The 15,339-nt window shown below is 72.0% G+C and carries 16 protein-coding genes and 1 pseudogene; 9 read left to right on the forward strand and 8 right to left on the reverse strand.

Translation table 11 applies throughout. The annotated features are described in order from the left end of the window. Positions 1 to 40 precede the first annotated feature (40 nt). The gene (locus ACSNOH_RS16990; RefSeq protein ID WP_436722189.1) at positions 41 to 592 is read left to right on the forward strand and encodes a hypothetical protein; all 552 of its coding nucleotides are present in this window, start codon (positions 41 to 43) and stop codon (positions 590 to 592) included. Positions 593 to 620: 28 nt separating this feature from the next. On the opposite strand, the gene ACSNOH_RS16995 is transcribed toward ACSNOH_RS16990, so the two are convergent. The 3 genes from ACSNOH_RS16995 to ACSNOH_RS17005 all read right to left on the reverse strand — a co-directional run bounded on the left by ACSNOH_RS16995 (position 621) and on the right by ACSNOH_RS17005 (position 2,660). Beyond that, the gene (locus tag ACSNOH_RS16995; protein WP_436722190.1) at positions 621 to 1,043 is read right to left on the reverse strand and encodes a hypothetical protein; all 423 of its coding nucleotides are present in this window, start codon (positions 1,041 to 1,043) and stop codon (positions 621 to 623) included. A gap of 132 nt (positions 1,044 to 1,175) precedes the next feature. Then, positions 1,176 to 1,490: a hypothetical protein gene (locus ACSNOH_RS17000; RefSeq protein WP_436722191.1), complete on the reverse strand. Its 315-nt coding sequence runs from the start codon at positions 1,488 to 1,490 to the stop codon at positions 1,176 to 1,178. 45 nt (positions 1,491 to 1,535) lie between these two features. Beyond that, complete coding sequence (locus ACSNOH_RS17005; protein ID WP_436722202.1) at positions 1,536 to 2,660, reverse strand: THUMP-like domain-containing protein; 1,125 nt, start codon at positions 2,658 to 2,660, stop codon at positions 1,536 to 1,538. A gap of 212 nt (positions 2,661 to 2,872) precedes the next feature. Between ACSNOH_RS17005 and ACSNOH_RS17010 the strand changes: the two genes are divergently transcribed. From ACSNOH_RS17010 to groL, 3 genes are all read left to right on the forward strand, one after another. Further along, complete coding sequence (locus ACSNOH_RS17010; protein WP_436722192.1) at positions 2,873 to 3,763, forward strand: polysaccharide deacetylase family protein; 891 nt, start codon at positions 2,873 to 2,875, stop codon at positions 3,761 to 3,763. 366 nt (positions 3,764 to 4,129) lie between these two features. Next, complete coding sequence (gene groES / locus ACSNOH_RS17015; RefSeq protein ID WP_106681245.1) at positions 4,130 to 4,438, forward strand: co-chaperone GroES; 309 nt, start codon at positions 4,130 to 4,132, stop codon at positions 4,436 to 4,438. A 95-nt stretch (positions 4,439 to 4,533) separates the two neighbouring features. Then, positions 4,534 to 6,156, forward strand: coding sequence for a chaperonin GroEL (gene groL, locus ACSNOH_RS17020; RefSeq protein ID WP_436722193.1), 1,623 nt, complete (start codon positions 4,534 to 4,536; stop codon positions 6,154 to 6,156). Between the two features lie 95 nt (positions 6,157 to 6,251). On the opposite strand, the gene ACSNOH_RS17025 is transcribed toward groL, so the two are convergent. The 3 genes from ACSNOH_RS17025 to ACSNOH_RS17035 all read right to left on the reverse strand — a co-directional run bounded on the left by ACSNOH_RS17025 (position 6,252) and on the right by ACSNOH_RS17035 (position 8,697). Next, the gene (locus ACSNOH_RS17025; RefSeq protein WP_436722194.1) at positions 6,252 to 7,010 is read right to left on the reverse strand and encodes an ester cyclase; all 759 of its coding nucleotides are present in this window, start codon (positions 7,008 to 7,010) and stop codon (positions 6,252 to 6,254) included. A gap of 69 nt (positions 7,011 to 7,079) precedes the next feature. After that, positions 7,080 to 7,853 (reverse strand): SDR family NAD(P)-dependent oxidoreductase, encoded by a 774-nt coding sequence (locus tag ACSNOH_RS17030; RefSeq protein ID WP_436722195.1) that lies wholly within the window; start codon positions 7,851 to 7,853, stop codon positions 7,080 to 7,082. A gap of 160 nt (positions 7,854 to 8,013) precedes the next feature. Further along, entirely contained in the window at positions 8,014 to 8,697 is a 684-nt protein-coding gene (locus ACSNOH_RS17035) for an MOSC domain-containing protein (protein ID WP_436722196.1), read from the reverse strand. 80 nt (positions 8,698 to 8,777) lie between these two features. Between ACSNOH_RS17035 and ACSNOH_RS17040 the strand changes: the two genes are divergently transcribed. After that, entirely contained in the window at positions 8,778 to 9,689 is a 912-nt protein-coding gene (locus ACSNOH_RS17040; RefSeq protein WP_436722197.1) for a LysR family transcriptional regulator, read from the forward strand. A gap of 123 nt (positions 9,690 to 9,812) precedes the next feature. Here ACSNOH_RS17040 and ACSNOH_RS17045 read toward each other — a convergent pair whose 3' ends face one another. Further along, a complete protein-coding gene (locus ACSNOH_RS17045) occupies positions 9,813 to 10,118 on the reverse strand; it encodes a WhiB family transcriptional regulator (RefSeq protein WP_030368345.1) in 306 nt (101 codons plus the stop codon). A 400-nt stretch (positions 10,119 to 10,518) separates the two neighbouring features. On the opposite strand from ACSNOH_RS17045, the gene ACSNOH_RS17050 reads away from it, so the two are divergent. The 4 genes from ACSNOH_RS17050 to ACSNOH_RS17065 all read left to right on the forward strand — a co-directional run bounded on the left by ACSNOH_RS17050 (position 10,519) and on the right by ACSNOH_RS17065 (position 14,989). Next, positions 10,519 to 11,130: a response regulator transcription factor gene (locus ACSNOH_RS17050; protein ID WP_003948568.1), complete on the forward strand. Its 612-nt coding sequence runs from the start codon at positions 10,519 to 10,521 to the stop codon at positions 11,128 to 11,130. A gap of 368 nt (positions 11,131 to 11,498) precedes the next feature. After that, positions 11,499 to 12,101 (forward strand): sigma-70 family RNA polymerase sigma factor, encoded by a 603-nt coding sequence (locus ACSNOH_RS17055; RefSeq protein WP_436722198.1) that lies wholly within the window; start codon positions 11,499 to 11,501, stop codon positions 12,099 to 12,101. Between the two features lie 128 nt (positions 12,102 to 12,229). Next, positions 12,230 to 13,732 (forward strand): IMP dehydrogenase, encoded by a 1,503-nt coding sequence (gene guaB / locus ACSNOH_RS17060; protein WP_436722199.1) that lies wholly within the window; start codon positions 12,230 to 12,232, stop codon positions 13,730 to 13,732. A 129-nt stretch (positions 13,733 to 13,861) separates the two neighbouring features. Next, complete coding sequence (locus tag ACSNOH_RS17065; protein ID WP_391835795.1) at positions 13,862 to 14,989, forward strand: GuaB3 family IMP dehydrogenase-related protein; 1,128 nt, start codon at positions 13,862 to 13,864, stop codon at positions 14,987 to 14,989. Positions 14,990 to 15,068: 79 nt separating this feature from the next. On the opposite strand, the pseudogene ACSNOH_RS17070 reads toward ACSNOH_RS17065, so the two are convergent. Further along, positions 15,069 to 15,339 (reverse strand): annotated as a pseudogene (locus ACSNOH_RS17070) (hypothetical protein); the annotation flags it as partial.

Consider the following 15,339-nt stretch of genomic DNA (forward strand, 5'->3'; position numbering starts at 1 on the left):
CCCGCCGTGGCACCTGAGCACGTGGCCGCACAGGGAAGCCATGTTGGCGGACCGGGCGAGGGCACTGGACGCCCTCGTACGGAAGACGCTGTCGCCGGGCCGCCTGCTGCTGATGTGGCTCCTGACGGCCGTGTTCATGCTGGGCTGGACGTTCGCCGTCCTCGGTCTGCAGGCCGCGGCCGAGGGTGGCGTGGAGTACGTCTACGCGGCGGCGTACCTGATCCTGGCGGCCGGGGCGGTGATCCCGTCACTGCTGGGCCTGCGCTCCGGGCTGCGTACGGGGAAGGAGGCCCGGCGGCGGCTCGGCCTGTGGGCGGCCCTGGACCGCGACGCGGTGCGCGACGCCGCCTTCCGGGCGTCCGGCCGCGTGGGGTTCTGGCTGCTGATGTCACTGCTGCCGTGCGCGGGCGCACTGGCGGTGGGCTACGGCATCGTGACCGAGCTGATGACGACGGCCGGCGCCCCCAGGAACGGCTCGGCCCTCGCCTACGCGTGGGGCCTGACGGCCCCTCTGGCGGCGGCAGGGGCGTACGGCCTGGCCACCGCCCTGACCCACCGCCGCTGGTTCCGCTCCCTGAACCTCAGCCCGTAGCGTCGCCGGGCGCAGGGGAGGGGCGGATTCAGCCGCTGTTCGTCGTCCGGCACGTCGTGTGGCACGCCGTCGGGCCGCGGAAGACGCTCGCTGGCGTCTGTCCCGCCGGCTCCGGCGGTGCCGCGTGCTCCTTCACGAGCGCCCGCAACTCATCGGCGGCAGCATCGCGTTGCTCCGCCGGGAGCCCCTCCAGCAGCGTCTCGAAGCGGTCCTGCCAGACGGCCTCCTGGCGGTCCCGTATGCGCTCGCTCTGGCCGGACGCCGCCGCGGCCTCCAGGGCGCGGGCCGTGCGGTCGAGCCGTTCCAGCTCCGCGCGCTCGCGGGCCTCGTCGCCGCGGCCGAACCAGCGGGCGACCCGCTGCCGGAGGCCGGGCCACGCGTCCGTCCCCGCCGACCGTACGACCGCCGTGCCGCCCGCCGCGGCAGCCGCCGTCAGTGCCTCGCTCAGCATCCCGTCCGCCCCTCGTCGCCGGACATCCCCCGTGCCGGACGCGAGGCACGCTAGCGCCGAACCGGCCGCCGCAGCGCCCGTTCGGCGGGAAATACGACGTACCGGCGACCCGCGGCGGGCGCCGGTGCGGCCTCATTCGGGTTCGCGGGCGAGTTCGAGGGCGAGGGTCTGCAGGATCTCCTCCGTCGGCGCCTCCGGCGCGGTGTCGTCGTAGGCGTCCGCGACCGCCTCGAAGGCCAGCATCAAGCCGCTGATCAGCGCGCTCATGGGTGCGGAGAGCTGGTTGAGCACCGCGAGCCCGACCTCGCGCGCCTCCGCGCCGACCGGCACCATGAACTCGTCGGGGATGACCTCGCCGAGGAGACTGGAGACGTAGTCCGTCCCGACACCGCCGCGCAGGGCGGTGAGCGCCGCGATGGCCTTGAGCTTGATCTCGTTCTCGGTCATGGGGCGAGCGTAGGAGCAACGACGCCCGGCGCGGCGGCCGCCGCGCTACGTCCGTGCCGGTTGCCCCAGGAGCATCGCCGGGGCCCCGGCCACGCGCGTCAGCACGATCACACAGGAGTTCGGCCCCTCGGGCTTGAGCTTCTTGCGGAGCTCCTCCGGCTCCACCGCCGAGCCCCGCTTCTTCACGGTCACGACCCCCACCTTCCGCTCCCGCAGCAGCGCCTTCAGCTTCTTCACGTTGAACGGCAGGACGTCCGTGATCTCGTACGCCGACGCGTAGTCCGTCGCCCGCAGCTCGTCGCTCGTCACGTACGCGATCGTCTCGTCGATCAGCCCGCCGGCCAGCTCCTTCGCCACGTCGGCGACCAGGTGCGCGCGGATGACCGCGCCGTCCGGCTCGTACAGGTAGCGGCCGGCTGCCCGGACCTGCGGATCCGGCAGCCCGGCGCCGACTAGGGAGTGCCCGCCCGGCAGCAGCGTCGCGCGCCGCGCGCCCGGAGCCGTGCCGAACCACAGGACGGCCTCCTTCACGTCGCCCCCGTCGGAGATCCACTCGGCCTCCGCGTCGTCCGGGATCGCCTCGTGCGGCACCCCGGGTGCGATCTTGAGGGCGGCGTGCGGGGCCCGGCGGGCGGCCTCGATCGCCCACGACAGGGGCGGGGAGTACGCCTCGGGGTCGAAGATGCGGCCGCGGCCGCCCCGCCGCGCCGGGTCGACGAAGACCGCGTCGTAACCCGCGGTGCCGGTCTCGGTCACATCCGCGCAGCGCACCTCGATGAGCTCCGCGAGCCCCAGCGCCTCCGCGTTCGCGCGCGCGACCGCGCAGGTCAGCGGGTCGCGGTCGACCGCGAGGACGCGGATGCCCAGCCGGGCCAGCGCGATCGCGTCACCGCCGATGCCGCAGCACAGGTCCGCCACCGAGCGGACGCCCAGCGCGGCGAAGCGCGCCGCGCGGTAGTCCGCCACGGACCGGCGCGTCGACTGCTCCACGCCGTTCGGCGTGAAGAACATCCGGTACGCGTCCTCCGCCCCGAACTTCGCCACCGCCCGCTGCCTCAGCCGGGCCATGCCGAGCGCCGCCGAGACGAGCTCCGCGGGGTGGTCGCGGCGCAGCCGGGTCGCCGTGGCCAGCTCCTGGGCCGGGTCGTGGTCGCGCAGCCCGGCGAGCAGGCTCCGGCCCTCCTCGGTGAGGAGCGCCGCGAAGGCCGTGACGGGCGTCGTCTCGTTCGGTTCCGTCGGTTCCGCTGGTTCGTTCGGTTCGTTCTGTGCTGGCACCCGGTCATTCTTGCCCAGCCGTCCGGCAGGCCGCCCCTTCTGCCCGGCTTCTGCCCCCGCTTCCGCCCGGCTCGAACGGTCCGAACTCATGAACAACAATCGGACGTGTGAGCTCCCGTATATCCGGTCCCGTATCTGCCCGCGCCGCTGTCGCCGGCGCGCTCCTGCTGCCCCTCCTCCTCACCGGCTGCTTCGGTTCGTCCGGCGGCAGTGGCGGGAAGAAGGCGTCCGGCGCTCCCTCTTCCCGTACGGAATCCCCGGCTTCCCCTTCCCCCGCCGCTTCCTCGCAGCCGTCCGCCGACGCGGCCGCCTACCGCCGCTGGGGCCTCGACAAGCCCCTCGCCGCGCCCCCGGCCCCGCCCTCCGCCAAGCTGACCGACGGGCTGCGGGCCGGCGCCGCGCCCAAGGTGATCCGGCGCGTGCCGACCAGCGAGAAGGTCGTCTTCCTGACCTTCGACGACGGGGCGGAGAAGGACCCCGGGTTCGTGAAGATGGCCGAGGAGCTGAAGCTGCCCTTCACGATGTTCCTCACCGACGACATCGCCCGCGCGGGCACCGGCTACGGCTACTTCGAGAAGCTCCGCGGCGAGGGCGGCCGCAACAGCATCAACAACCACACCCTCTCCCACCCCAACCTGCGCACCCTTTCCGCCGAGGCCCAGCAGCGCGAGATCTGCGGGCAGCAGGACGTCCTGGAGAAGCGGTACGGCAGCAAGCCGCCGCTCTTCCGCCCGCCCTACGGCAATTACAACGACGCCACCCTCGCCGCGGCCGGCAGCTGCGGGGTGAAGGCGCTGGTGCTGTGGGAGGCGACGATGCAGATCAACGACATGCGCTACGCGCAGGGCGGGGAGCTGCGCCCCGGCGACATCGTCCTCGCCCACTTCCGCGGGCCTTCGGAGCTCAAGGGCACGACGATGACCAAGATGGTCGCCAACATGCTGCGCAGCATCGAGCGCCAGGGCTTCACCGTGGCGCGCCTGGAGGACTACGTATAGGCCGGGCAGGGGCCGGACCGGGCGCATGGAGCGCGCCCGCCCCGTACCTCGGAATCCGGAGGATTACGACGCGTCGCCCGAGGGAAGATCCACCTCCGCGCCGCCCCCGGGCCCGGCACGGCGGGCGCGTACGCCGCCCGGCCGGGTGCGCACCCCCAGGGGTGAACGGGCAAGCTCGCCGCACGGCGAATTGGCACTCCGCTTGACCGAGTGCTAACCGCGTCATAGTCTCGGCTCCGTTGGCACTCTCCACCCGGGAGTGCCAAACACAGCGACGGGCAGAATCCGGCACCCGCGACGACGGATCCTCCTGGTCGCCACCTCAGACAGATAACCCCGTGAATCTCCGAAGGGGGAGGTCGGATCGTGACGACCGCCAGCTCCAAGGTTGCCATCAAGCCGCTCGAGGACCGCATCGTGGTCCAGCCGCTCGACGCCGAGCAGACCACGGCCTCTGGCCTGGTCATCCCGGACACCGCCAAGGAGAAGCCCCAGGAGGGCGTCGTCCTGGCCGTGGGCCCGGGCCGCTTCGAGGACGGTCAGCGTCTTCCGCTCGACGTGAACGTCGGCGACGTCGTGCTCTACAGCAAGTACGGCGGCACCGAGGTGAAGTACAACGGTGACGAGTACCTCGTCCTCTCGGCCCGCGACGTGCTCGCGATCATCGAGAAGTAATTCACCCCGTTTGTTGTGACCTGCGCCCTGGTTCCCGTGTGTGTATGCCGCCGGGGTCCGGGGCGCGGTTCGTTTGAGAGGACTTGAAGCAAGCCATGGCGAAGATCCTGAAGTTCGACGAGGACGCCCGTCGTGCCCTCGAGCGCGGTGTCAACAAGCTGGCCGACACGGTCAAGGTGACGATCGGCCCCAAGGGCCGCAACGTCGTCATCGACAAGAAGTTCGGCGCCCCGACCATCACCAACGACGGCGTCACCATCGCCCGCGAGGTCGAGATCGAGGACCCGTACGAGAACCTGGGCGCCCAGCTCGTCAAGGAGGTGGCGACCAAGACCAACGACATCGCGGGTGACGGCACCACCACCGCGACCGTCCTGGCCCAGGCGCTGGTCCGCGAGGGTCTGCGCAACGTCGCCGCCGGCGCCTCCCCGGCCGCCCTGAAGAAGGGCATCGACGCCGCGGTCAAGGCCGTCTCCGAGGAGCTCCTCGCGACCGCCCGCCCGATCGACGACAAGGCCGACATCGCCGCCGTCGCCGCCCTGTCCGCCCAGGACAAGCAGGTCGGCGAGCTCATCGCCGAGGCGATGGACAAGGTCGGCAAGGACGGTGTCATCACCGTCGAGGAGTCCAACACCTTCGGCCTGGAGCTGGACTTCACCGAGGGCATGGCCTTCGACAAGGGTTACCTGTCGCCCTACATGGTCACCGACCAGGAGCGCATGGAGGCCGTCCTCGAGGACCCGTACATCCTCATCCACCAGGGCAAGATCTCCTCCATCCAGGACCTGCTGCCCCTGCTGGAGAAGATCATCCAGGGTGGTTCCTCCAAGCCGCTGCTGATCATCGCCGAGGACGTCGAGGGCGAGGCCCTCTCCACCCTCGTCGTCAACAAGATCCGCGGCACCTTCAACGCCGTGGCCGTCAAGGCCCCGGGCTTCGGCGACCGCCGCAAGGCGATGCTGGGCGACATGGCCACCCTGACCGGCGGCACCGTCGTCGCCGAGGAGGTCGGCCTCAAGCTCGACCAGGTCGGCCTGGACGTGCTCGGCACCGCCCGCCGCGTGACCATCACCAAGGACGACACGACGATCGTCGACGGTGGCGGCAACTCCGCCGACGTCGAGGGCCGCGTCGCCCAGATCAAGGCCGAGATCGAGGCCACGGACTCCGACTGGGACCGCGAGAAGCTCCAGGAGCGCCTCGCCAAGCTCGCCGGCGGCGTCTGCGTCATCCGCGTGGGTGCGGCCACCGAGGTCGAGCTCAAGGAGAAGAAGCACCGTCTGGAGGACGCCATCTCCGCGACCCGCGCCGCGGTCGAGGAGGGCATCGTCTCCGGTGGCGGCTCCGCGCTCGTCCACGCCGTCAAGGTGCTCGAGGGCAACCTGGACAAGCAGGGCGACGAGGCCACCGGTGTCGCCGTCGTCCGCCGCGCCGCCGTCGAGCCGCTGCGCTGGATCGCCGAGAACGCCGGCCTCGAGGGCTACGTCATCACCTCCAAGGTGGCCGAGCTCGACAAGGGCCAGGGCTTCAACGCCGCCACCGGCGAGTACGGCGACCTGGTGAAGGCCGGCGTCATCGACCCGGTCAAGGTCACCCGCTCCGCCCTGGAGAACGCCGCCTCCATCGCCTCCCTGCTGCTCACGACCGAGACCCTGGTCGTCGAGAAGAAGGAAGAGGAGGAGGCCGAGGCCGGTCACGGCCACGGTCACTCGCACTGACCCCGCGCCGCTCGGCGGCTGCGATCCGGAGCCCGGCACCCCTGGTGGGTGCCGGGCTCCGGCCGTTTTACGGGGCCTGCTGCGGCTGTTCGCCCTCACACCGGGCCCGACTCCAGCTGCCGCTTCAGGCCCGCCATGTCGTAGATCCACCAGCCCTCGGCGATCTTCCCGGCGGCGAAGCAGAAGGTGGTGGTGCCCTCCATGCTCACTTCCTGGCCGGTGGGCTGATGGCCCATGAAGTCGCCGTGGTGGGTGCCGCGCCAGGTCCAGCGGGTGGCGACCTCGTCGCCCTCGGCGAGCTGGGAGCGGAGGGTGAAGGCGAAGTCGAAGGCGTCCCGCCAGCCCTCGACGTCGGAGCGCAGGGCGTCCAGGCCGACGGCGACGGGTTCCTCCCTGCCGATGTCGTGGTCGCGGTAGCCGGCGGCGAAGAGCTCGTCGATCAGGGCGAGATTGCCGTCCCGCGCCACCTCTTCGAAGAAGCGGCGGGCGGCGGCCTTGTTCGCCTGCTCGTCCCGCCGGTCGCCCGCCCCCTCGCCCCGCCGGTCGTCCGCCTGCTCGCTCAGCCGTTCGTCGCGGACGACGTCGAGGTCGGTGAAGGACGGCTTCACGTCGCAGAGCGCGACCATCTCGGCGAAGATCCGGTCGGTCTCGGGGAGATTCGAGTTGCGGGCCGCGGCCTCGCGGGACGGGAACTCCACGATCTCCACGTAGTGGCCGTCCTGCGCGCAGTCCTTGCCCACGACCGCGTGGGTGGCGGTCCGCTTGCCCTCGGTCGCGGCGACCCAGTCGTCCATCAGCCGGCTCATGTCCTCGTACCGGCTCGTCCTACAGTCGATGATCTGTACGAATGTCATGGCGCCTCCCGGGTGATATGTCCAGGTTAGTCCTGGGGGATCACCCGGGAGGAGGGGATCTCCCGCGCGCTACTTCGGCCCGTACTTGCGGCCCGTCGTCGACGACGCCCGCGACACCACCCTGCGCGGCGCCAGCTTCATCAGCCCGGTCATGGCCTTGTACCGCGGGTCGGGCACCGACAGCGTCTTGCCCTGCGACAGGTCGCGCAGCGCCGCCGTCACCACCTTGTCGGCGTCCAGCCACAGCCAGCCCGGCACGTTGTCCGTGCCCATGCCCGCCCGCTGGTGGAACTCGGTCCGCACGAAGCCGGGGCACAGCGCCATCAGCCGCACCCCGCTCCCGGCCAGGTCGCGCGCGGCGCCCTGGGTGAACTGCACGACCCAGGACTTGCTCGCGCCGTACGTGCCGCGGGGGACGAACGCGGCCACCGACGCCACGTTGATCACCGCGCCGCGCTTGCGCTCGCGCATCCCCTCGGCCGCCGCGGACGTCAGCCGCAGCACCGCCTCGCAGTGCACCTTGAGCATGGTGAGCTCATCGGCGAGGGACACCTCCAGGTAGCCGCCCTTGTTGCCGAAGCCGGCATTGTTGACCAGCAGGTGCACCGGGCGCTCGCGGTCGCGCAGCCGGGCCTCCACCGCCTCGATGCCCTCGTCCTCGGAGAGGTCCGCCGGGAGGACCTCCGCTTCCACGCCGTGCCGGTCGTGGAGCTCGGTCGCGTACCGGCCGAGCCGCTCCTCGTCGCGGGCCACCAGGACGAGGTCGTGCCCGTCGCTCGCCAGGCGGCGCGCGAACGCGGCGCCGATCCCGGCCGTCGCCCCTGTGATCAAAACAGTCGTCATACCGGCACCGTAGAGCCCGGCGGACGCGCGTGCCGGTGCGGTACGGCGATTTGACGATGGGTCGGGCGCTGATTGACGGTCCCCGGGCGGCGTACCGGGACGCTTCGGGCGGGCGTCCCGGCGCCGCCGGCTCGCGCCGGACCGGCTGCCCGGCCCGCCCTCAGGAGCCCACGAGGCTCGCCTCGTACGCCAGGGCCTTCTCGCGCGTACCGGCGGGAAGGGCATCCCCGGCTGCCAGAACGCCCGGCAGGAGGGACCGGTCGCTCGTGCGGGCGCGGAAGACGTAGGAGACCGTCACCTCGTGCCCGGGGCGGTGGACGACGGTGACCGCGTCGCCCGCGCGGATCTCGCCCGGCTCAATCACCCGAAGGTAGGCGCCGGGGGCTGCCTCCTGGGTGAACCGCTTGATCCAGCCCGCCTCCCCCAGCCAGTCGGCGAACGTGCGGCAGGGGATGCGGGGCCCGCTCACCTCCAGCAGCAGATCGGGGCCGACGCGCCAGCGCTCACCTATCCGGGCGCCGTTGACGTCGACCCCGGCAGTGGTGAGGTTCTCGCCGAAGGAGCCGCTGGGCAGGGGGCGGCCGAGCTCCCGCTCCCAGCGGTCCAGGTCCTCGCGCGCGAACGCGTACACCGCCTGGTCGTCCCCGCCGTGGTGGCGCAGGCTGACGATCGTGTCGCCCGCGAGGCCGCTGCCGCCCGTGCCCCTCGGGCCGGGCGCGGTCACGGCGACCGGGCCGGCGACGGGACGCTTGTCGATCGCGGTGGCCAGGCCGGCCCCGAAGCCGGGCGCACCCGGGATGTCCGCCGTAGCGGGGCGGCCCACGTTCACGGAGAGCAAGTTCATGTACAGAGAGTAGTCGACGGCAACCCAAAGGCGCCAGGGGCTATTTCGCCGCGCCCCCAAGGTGGCCTTATGCTCGCCCTATGATCGAGGCTCGTCATCTGAGGGTGCTGCGCGCGGTGGCCCAGACCGGTTCGTTCTCGGCCGCGGCCCGGGAGCTGGGCTGCACCCAGCCCGCCGTCAGCCAGCAGATGAAGGCCCTGGAGCAGTCGACGGGCACGCCGCTGCTGGTGCGCACGGGCCGCGAGATGCGCCTCACCCAGGCCGGTACGGCCCTCGTCCGGCACGCCTCCGGCATCCTGGCCGGGCTGACCGCGGCCGAGGAGGAGATCGCGGCCATCGCCGGGCTGCGCGCGGGCCGGGTGCGGCTGGTGTCCTTCCCCAGCGGCAGCTCGACGCTCGTGCCGGGCGCGCTCGCGCAGATGCGGGCGGCGCACCCGGGCACCGAGATCTCCCTGGTCGAGGCCGAGCCGCCGCGCTCGGTGGAGATGCTGCGCGACGGCGAGTGCGAGATCGCGCTGGCCTTCCGCTATCCCGACGTGCGCGGCTCGGACCCGGCCGCGGGCGCGGAGTGGGAGGACCTCGTGGTCCGCCCGCTGCTGACCGACCGCCTCATCGGCGTCGTCCCGGAGGGCCACCGGCTGGCGGGAGCGGACCGGATCGGCATCACCGACCTGGCCGAGGAGCCCTGGATCGCGGGCTGCCCGCGCTGCCGGCGGCATCTGGTGGAGGTCTGCGAGAGCGCGGGCTTCACCCCGCGGATCGACTTCGCGACGGACGACTACCCGGCGGTGTTCGGCCTGGTGGGGGCGGGGCTGGGCGTCGCGGTCATGCCGGAGCTGGCGCTGGAGTCCGTACGCCCCAAGGGCGCGCGGACGGTTCCCGTGGAGCCCGCCGTGCACCGGGAGATCGTCGCCCTGACCCTGCCGGACCTGGCGCGGGTGCCGGCGGTGGACGCGATGCTGGACAGACTGGCGGGCACGGCCGGCCGCTGAGCCACGACCGCGGCAGCGGGAACGCAGGCCGGCCGGGCCGGCGGGCGGCGGGCGTGCTCGCGCGGCGGCCGGGCGCCGGGGGCCGCCGGGCGCTACGTCCGCGGGGCGCGGCCGCGGGCGCGCTTACGAGCCGGCCGCGGCGATGGCTCGGTGTCGCGCGCGGCCCATCAGCTCCTCGCGCTCGTCCTCGGTGAGGCCGCCCCACACGCCGTAGGGCTCCCGTACGGCCAGCGCGTGCGCCGCGCATTCCGCGCGCACCGGGCAGCGCATGCACACCTCTTTCGCCGAGGTCTCGCGGGCGCTGCGGGCGGCGCCGCGCTCGCCCTCCGGGTGGAAGAACAGCGAGCTGTCGACCCCGCGGCAGGCTGCCAGGAGCTGCCAGTCCCACAGGTCGGCGTTGGGACCGGGAAGCCGGGAGAAATCTGCCATTGCTATCCCCTCGAAGCGAACGGTCTGCCGGGCGGATGTAAATATGACTGATTGCGAATCTAGTCATAGACGCCAGCAAATGGGAAGAAAAACTGCTCCTCATGGGCAAATGGGGCATAGCGCAGTTGTGACACGGGTGGGGCGGGGGTGCGGCGGGGGTGGCGCGGCGGGCGCCCCCAATGCGCCCTGCTCCGTGTCCGCGCCCTCACGTAGAGTGCCGAACGTGCTCGACCGACCCCGTAACTCTTTCGGGTGACCGTCGTTGAGAGGGCGGAGGCGGTTGACGGATGAAGCAGTCGGGCTGGTGTCCGACCCGGCGCCAGAGCCGTCGATCGCACAGGTGACGATCAGTACCAGCCTGGAGGCTCAAGGTGACGCGCATCAGCTGCGGAGGACGGTCATGACATCCGTCCTCGTCTGCGACGATTCCCCGCTTGCCCGTGAGGCGCTCCGCCGTGCGGTGGCGACCGTGCCCGGTGTCGAGCGTGTGACGACGGCAGCCAACGGCGAGGAAGTCCTCCGCCGCTGGGGAGCCGATCGTTCGGACCTGATTCTGATGGACGTACGCATGCCCGGACTCGGCGGTGTCGAGACCGTGCGCCGGCTGCTGTCCGCGGACCCCGGGGCCCGCATCATCATGCTCACCGTCGCCGAGGACCTCGACGGTGTCGCGCTCGCGGTCGCCGCCGGAGCGCGCGGCTACCTGCACAAGGACGCCTCGCGCGCCGAGCTGCGGGCCACCGTGACGCAGGCCCTCGCCGACCCGACCTGGCGGCTCGCCCCGCGCCGGCTGCGCTCGGCCGAGATGGGCGCCGCGCCCACGCTCACCGCGCGCGAGATCCAGGTGCTCGAGGGGATGAGCCACGGCCGCTCGAACGCGGAGATCGGGCGGGAGCTCTTCCTCTCGGAGGACACCGTCAAGACCCACGCCAGGCGCCTGTTCAAGAAGTTGGGCGCCTCTGACCGGGCGCACGCCGTGGCGCTCGGCTTCCGCTGGGGCCTGGTCCGCTAGGGCGCGGCGTGGCGCGCAGCGTCGTGAGGTCGCGGTGCGCGCCACCCCGGTGGGCGATCAGCACCGCGGCCCCACCGCTCGGCGCCCGACGCCGAAACTCCGACGGATGCCGCATCCTTGGAGTGTGACTCCTCCCCGGCAGGAGCCGAGGCTTCGCACTCGGCCCCAAGAGACCTCATGACGGAAAAGCCTTGCCCCGTGCCGTGCGGCGCGGGCACAAGCTATCGGTGGAGTCGTGAGTGCTGGGGCGGGCATACCCGAAAGGGGAGGCGCTAGACGTGAGTGCGAGGACACCGACGCGTAACGGTTCTACGGGCAACCACGAGGGTGGTGCCGGGGAAGCTGCCACGCCGAGGCACCATGGACCGATGCGCGAAGACGACACCAAGGGGGCCCCGGCGGCGGCCGCCCCGGGAGAGATCGGCGCCCTCGTCGCCCGCGCTGTCGAGGGTGACCGGCGGGCCACTCACGATCTGCTCGCCCTCGTGCACCCGCTCGCGCTGCGCTACTGCCGCACCCGGCTGTCGCGCCTGCCGGGTGATGCCCGTCACTTCGTGGACGACCTCGCGCAGGAGGTCTGCCTCGCCGTCCTGTGCGCCCTGCCCCGCTACCGCGACACGGGGCGCCCCTTCGAGGCCTTCGTCGTGGCGATTGCCGCGCACAAGGTCGCCGATCTCCAGCGGGCCGCCATGCGCCATCCCGGCAGCACGGCCGTGCCCTCCGACGAGATGCCCGAGCAGCCGGACGATTCGCTCGGGCCGGAGGAGCGGGCCCTGCTCAGCAGCGATGCCGAGTGGGCCAAGAAGCTCCTCGCCAGCCTCCCGGAGAACCAGCGCGAGCTGGTGCTGCTGCGCGTCGCCATCGGCATGACCGCCGAGGAGACGGGCCAGATGCTGGGCATGTCGCCGGGTGCGGTGCGGGTCGCGCAGCACCGGGCGCTCAGCAGGCTGCGCGCGCTCGCCGAGCAGTAGGACCCTCCGGCAGCAGTCTTCGTACGAATCTCCAAGTGACGCGATCCTCAGCCGTCGTGGAATGGGACACGTGAGACGGCCGTTAGCATGGGAGTCCGCGCTGGGGCAAGACCATTTGGGAAGGTGTCATGACTGACAACGTCGACGGAATGCCCGGGAAATTCGCGATGCTCGGTCTGACTTATGACGACGTCCTGCTGCTGCCGGGCGCTTCGGAGGTCCTGCCGAACGCGGTCGACACCTCCTCCCGGGTTTCGCGCAACGTCCGGGTGAACATCCCGCTGCTGTCGGCGGCGATGGACAAGGTCACCGAGGCGCGCATGGCCATCGCCATGGCCCGCCAGGGCGGCGTGGGCGTCCTGCACCGCAATCTCTCCATCGAGGACCAGGCCAACCAGGTCGACCTGGTCAAGCGCTCCGAGTCGGGCATGGTCACCGACCCCATCACCGTCCGCCCGGACGCCACCCTGGCCGACGCGGACGCCCTGTGCGCGCGCTTCCGCATCAGCGGCGTGCCGGTCACGGACGCCGCGGGCAAGCTGCTCGGCATCGTCACCAACCGCGACATGGCCTTCGAGCTGGACCGCAGCCGCCAGGTGCGCGAGGTCATGACGCCGATGCCGCTGGTCACCGGCAAGGTCGGGATCTCCGGCGAGGACGCCGTCGAGCTGCTCCGCCGCCACAAGATCGAGAAGCTGCCGCTGGTCGACGACTCCGGCGTGCTCAAGGGCCTCATCACGGTCAAGGACTTCGTCAAGGCCGAGCAGTACCCGAACGCCGCCAAGGACGCCGAGGGCCGCCTGATCGTCGGTGCCGCCGTGGGCGTCGGCGACGAGGCCTACGAGCGTGCCCAGGCGCTCGTCGAGGCCGGTGCCGACTTCCTGGTCGTCGACAGCGCCCACGGCCACAGCCGCGGCATCCTCGACATGATCGCCAAGGTCAAGTCCAACATCAGCGTCGACGTCGTCGGCGGCAACGTCGCCACCCGCGACGGCGCCCAGGCGCTCATCGACGCCGGCTGCGACGGCGTCAAGGTCGGCGTCGGCCCGGGCTCGATCTGCACCACCCGCGTCGTCGCCGGCATCGGCGTCCCGCAGGTCACCGCGATCTACGAGGCCGCGCAGGCGTGCCACGCCGCGGGCGTGCCGCTCATCGGCGACGGCGGCCTGCAGTACTCGGGCGACATCGCCAAGGCGATCGCCGCCGGTGCCGACACGGTGATGCTCGGCTCGCTGCTCGCGGGCTGCGAGGAGTCGCCGGGCGAGATGGTCTTCATCAACGGCAAGCAGTTCAAGTCCTACCGGGGCATGGGCTCGCTGGGCGCCATGCAGTCGCGCGGCCAGGCCCGCTCCTTCTCCAAGGACCGCTACTTCCAGGACAACGTCCTGTCCGAGGACAAGCTCGTGCCCGAGGGCATCGAGGGCCAGGTGCCCTACCGCGGCCCGCTGGGCTCGGTGGCCCACCAGCTCATCGGCGGCCTGCGCGCCTCCATGGGCTACGTCGGCTCCGCCAACATCCAGGAGCTCAAGGACAAGGGCACCTTCGTCCGCATCACGTCGGCGGGCCTGAAGGAGAGCCACCCGCACGACATCCAGATGACGGTGGAGGCGCCGAACTACTCGCGCCGGTAGTCCGTACTACTGCCGCCAGTAGTAGTACGCGTTTCAATAGCTTTATGGAGCCCGCGACCGCTCAGGCCGCGGGCTCCGCCGCGTCGGGGATACTGGATGCGGCAGGACGTAGAAGGAAAGGCCACACACGTGACTGAGATCGAGATCGGGCGCGGCAAGCGCGGCCGCCGGGCGTACGCATTCGACGACATCGCCGTCGTCCCGAGTCGCCGTACCCGCGACCCGAAGGAGGTCTCGATCGCCTGGCAGATCGACGCCTACCGCTTCGAGCTGCCGTTCCTGGCCGCCCCGATGGACTCGGTCGTCTCGCCCGAGACCGCCATCCGGATCGGCGAGCTGGGCGGTCTGGGCGTCCTCAACCTCGAGGGCCTGTGGACCCGCTACGAGGACCCGGAGCCGCTGCTCGCCGAGATCGCCGAGCTGGACGAGCGCACCGCGACCAAGCGGCTGCAGGAGATCTACGCCGCCCCGATCAAGGAGGAGCTGATCGGGCAGCGCATCAAGGAGGTCCGCGACTCCGGTGTCGTGACCGCCGCCGCGCTCTCGCCGCAGCGCACCGCGCAGTTCTCCAAGGCCGTCGTCGACGCCGGCGTGGACATCTTCGTGATCCGCGGCACCACCGTCTCCGCCGAGCACGTCTCCGGCGCCGCCGAGCCGCTGAACCTCAAGCAGTTCATCTACGAGCTCGACGTGCCGGTCATCGTCGGCGGCTGCGCCACGTACACCGCCGCCCTGCACCTGATGCGCACCGGCGCGGCCGGCGTCCTCGTCGGCTTCGGCGGCGGCGCCGCGCACACCACGCGCAACGTCCTGGGCATCCAGGTCCCGATGGCGACCGCCGTGGCCGACGTCGCCGCCGCCCGCCGCGACTACATGGACGAGTCCGGCGGCCGCTACGTGCACGTCATCGCCGACGGCGGCGTGGGCTGGTCCGGCGACCTGCCCAAGGCCATCGCCTGCGGTGCGGACGCCGTGATGATGGGCTCCCCGCTCGCCCGCGCCACCGACGCGCCGGGCCGCGGCCACCACTGGGGCATGGAGGCCGTCCACGAGGACGTGCCGCGCGGCAAGCGCATGAACCTGGGCGTGGTCGGCACCACCGAGGAGATCCTGCTCGGCCCCTCGCACACCCCGGACGGCTCGATGAACATGTTCGGCGCGCTGCGCCGTGCCATGGCCACCACGGGCTACAGCGACCTCAAGGAGTTCCAGCGGGTCGAGGTGACGGTCGCGCCGTCGCAGCACGACAAGCGCTGACCTCCGGCAGCTGACCGAAGGGCCCGGACCACGGCTGTGGTCCGGGCCCTTCGGCGTGTGCCGGGCGGGGCGGGGGCCGTCAGCCGCCGAGCTTGCGGGCGGTCTGGAAGGCGCCCGCGCCGCCGAGTATGAAGAAGACCGCGTCGATCGGCTCCAGGTACTCCTTCCACGCCTTGTTCAGCGTGTCGAAGTGCTCGGTGAAGACCTGGCTGACCGGGATGTTGGCGATGTCGCTCAGCTCCAGGGCGATGCCGAAGATCTGGCCCAGGTAGACGCCGAGCAGGCCGAGGAGCGCGCCGACGGCCGGCAGCGCGGCGCTGCGCCCGCCGATCTTGCCGAGGGCGGCGCCG

It is taken from the genome of Streptomyces sp. URMC 127 (assembly GCF_051386535.1).
Taxonomy (GTDB): Bacteria; Actinomycetota; Actinomycetes; order Streptomycetales; family Streptomycetaceae; genus Streptomyces.

Bases quoted from the DNA above. Each gene is read 5' to 3' on its own strand.
- ACSNOH_RS16995 (WP_436722190.1), bottom strand. From the start codon at position 1,043: ATGCTGAGCGAGGCACTGACGGCGGCTGCCGCGGCGGGCGGCACGGCG.
- ACSNOH_RS17050 (WP_003948568.1), top strand. From the start codon at position 10,519: ATGACATCCGTCCTCGTCTGCGACGATTCCCCGCTTGCCCGTGAGGCG.
- ACSNOH_RS17035 (WP_436722196.1), bottom strand. From the start codon at position 8,697: ATGAACTTGCTCTCCGTGAACGTGGGCCGCCCCGCTACGGCGGACATC.
- ACSNOH_RS17045 (WP_030368345.1), bottom strand. From the start codon at position 10,118: ATGGCAGATTTCTCCCGGCTTCCCGGTCCCAACGCCGACCTGTGGGAC.
- ACSNOH_RS17000 (WP_436722191.1), bottom strand. From the start codon at position 1,490: ATGACCGAGAACGAGATCAAGCTCAAGGCCATCGCGGCGCTCACCGCC.
- ACSNOH_RS17055 (WP_436722198.1), top strand. From the start codon at position 11,499: ATGCGCGAAGACGACACCAAGGGGGCCCCGGCGGCGGCCGCCCCGGGA.
- ACSNOH_RS17025 (WP_436722194.1), bottom strand. From the start codon at position 7,010: ATGACATTCGTACAGATCATCGACTGTAGGACGAGCCGGTACGAGGAC.
- ACSNOH_RS16990 (WP_436722189.1), top strand. From the start codon at position 41: ATGTTGGCGGACCGGGCGAGGGCACTGGACGCCCTCGTACGGAAGACG.
- ACSNOH_RS17040 (WP_436722197.1), top strand. From the start codon at position 8,778: ATGATCGAGGCTCGTCATCTGAGGGTGCTGCGCGCGGTGGCCCAGACC.
- ACSNOH_RS17030 (WP_436722195.1), bottom strand. From the start codon at position 7,853: ATGACGACTGTTTTGATCACAGGGGCGACGGCCGGGATCGGCGCCGCG.
- guaB (WP_436722199.1), top strand. From the start codon at position 12,230: ATGACTGACAACGTCGACGGAATGCCCGGGAAATTCGCGATGCTCGGT.
- groL (WP_436722193.1), top strand. From the start codon at position 4,534: ATGGCGAAGATCCTGAAGTTCGACGAGGACGCCCGTCGTGCCCTCGAG.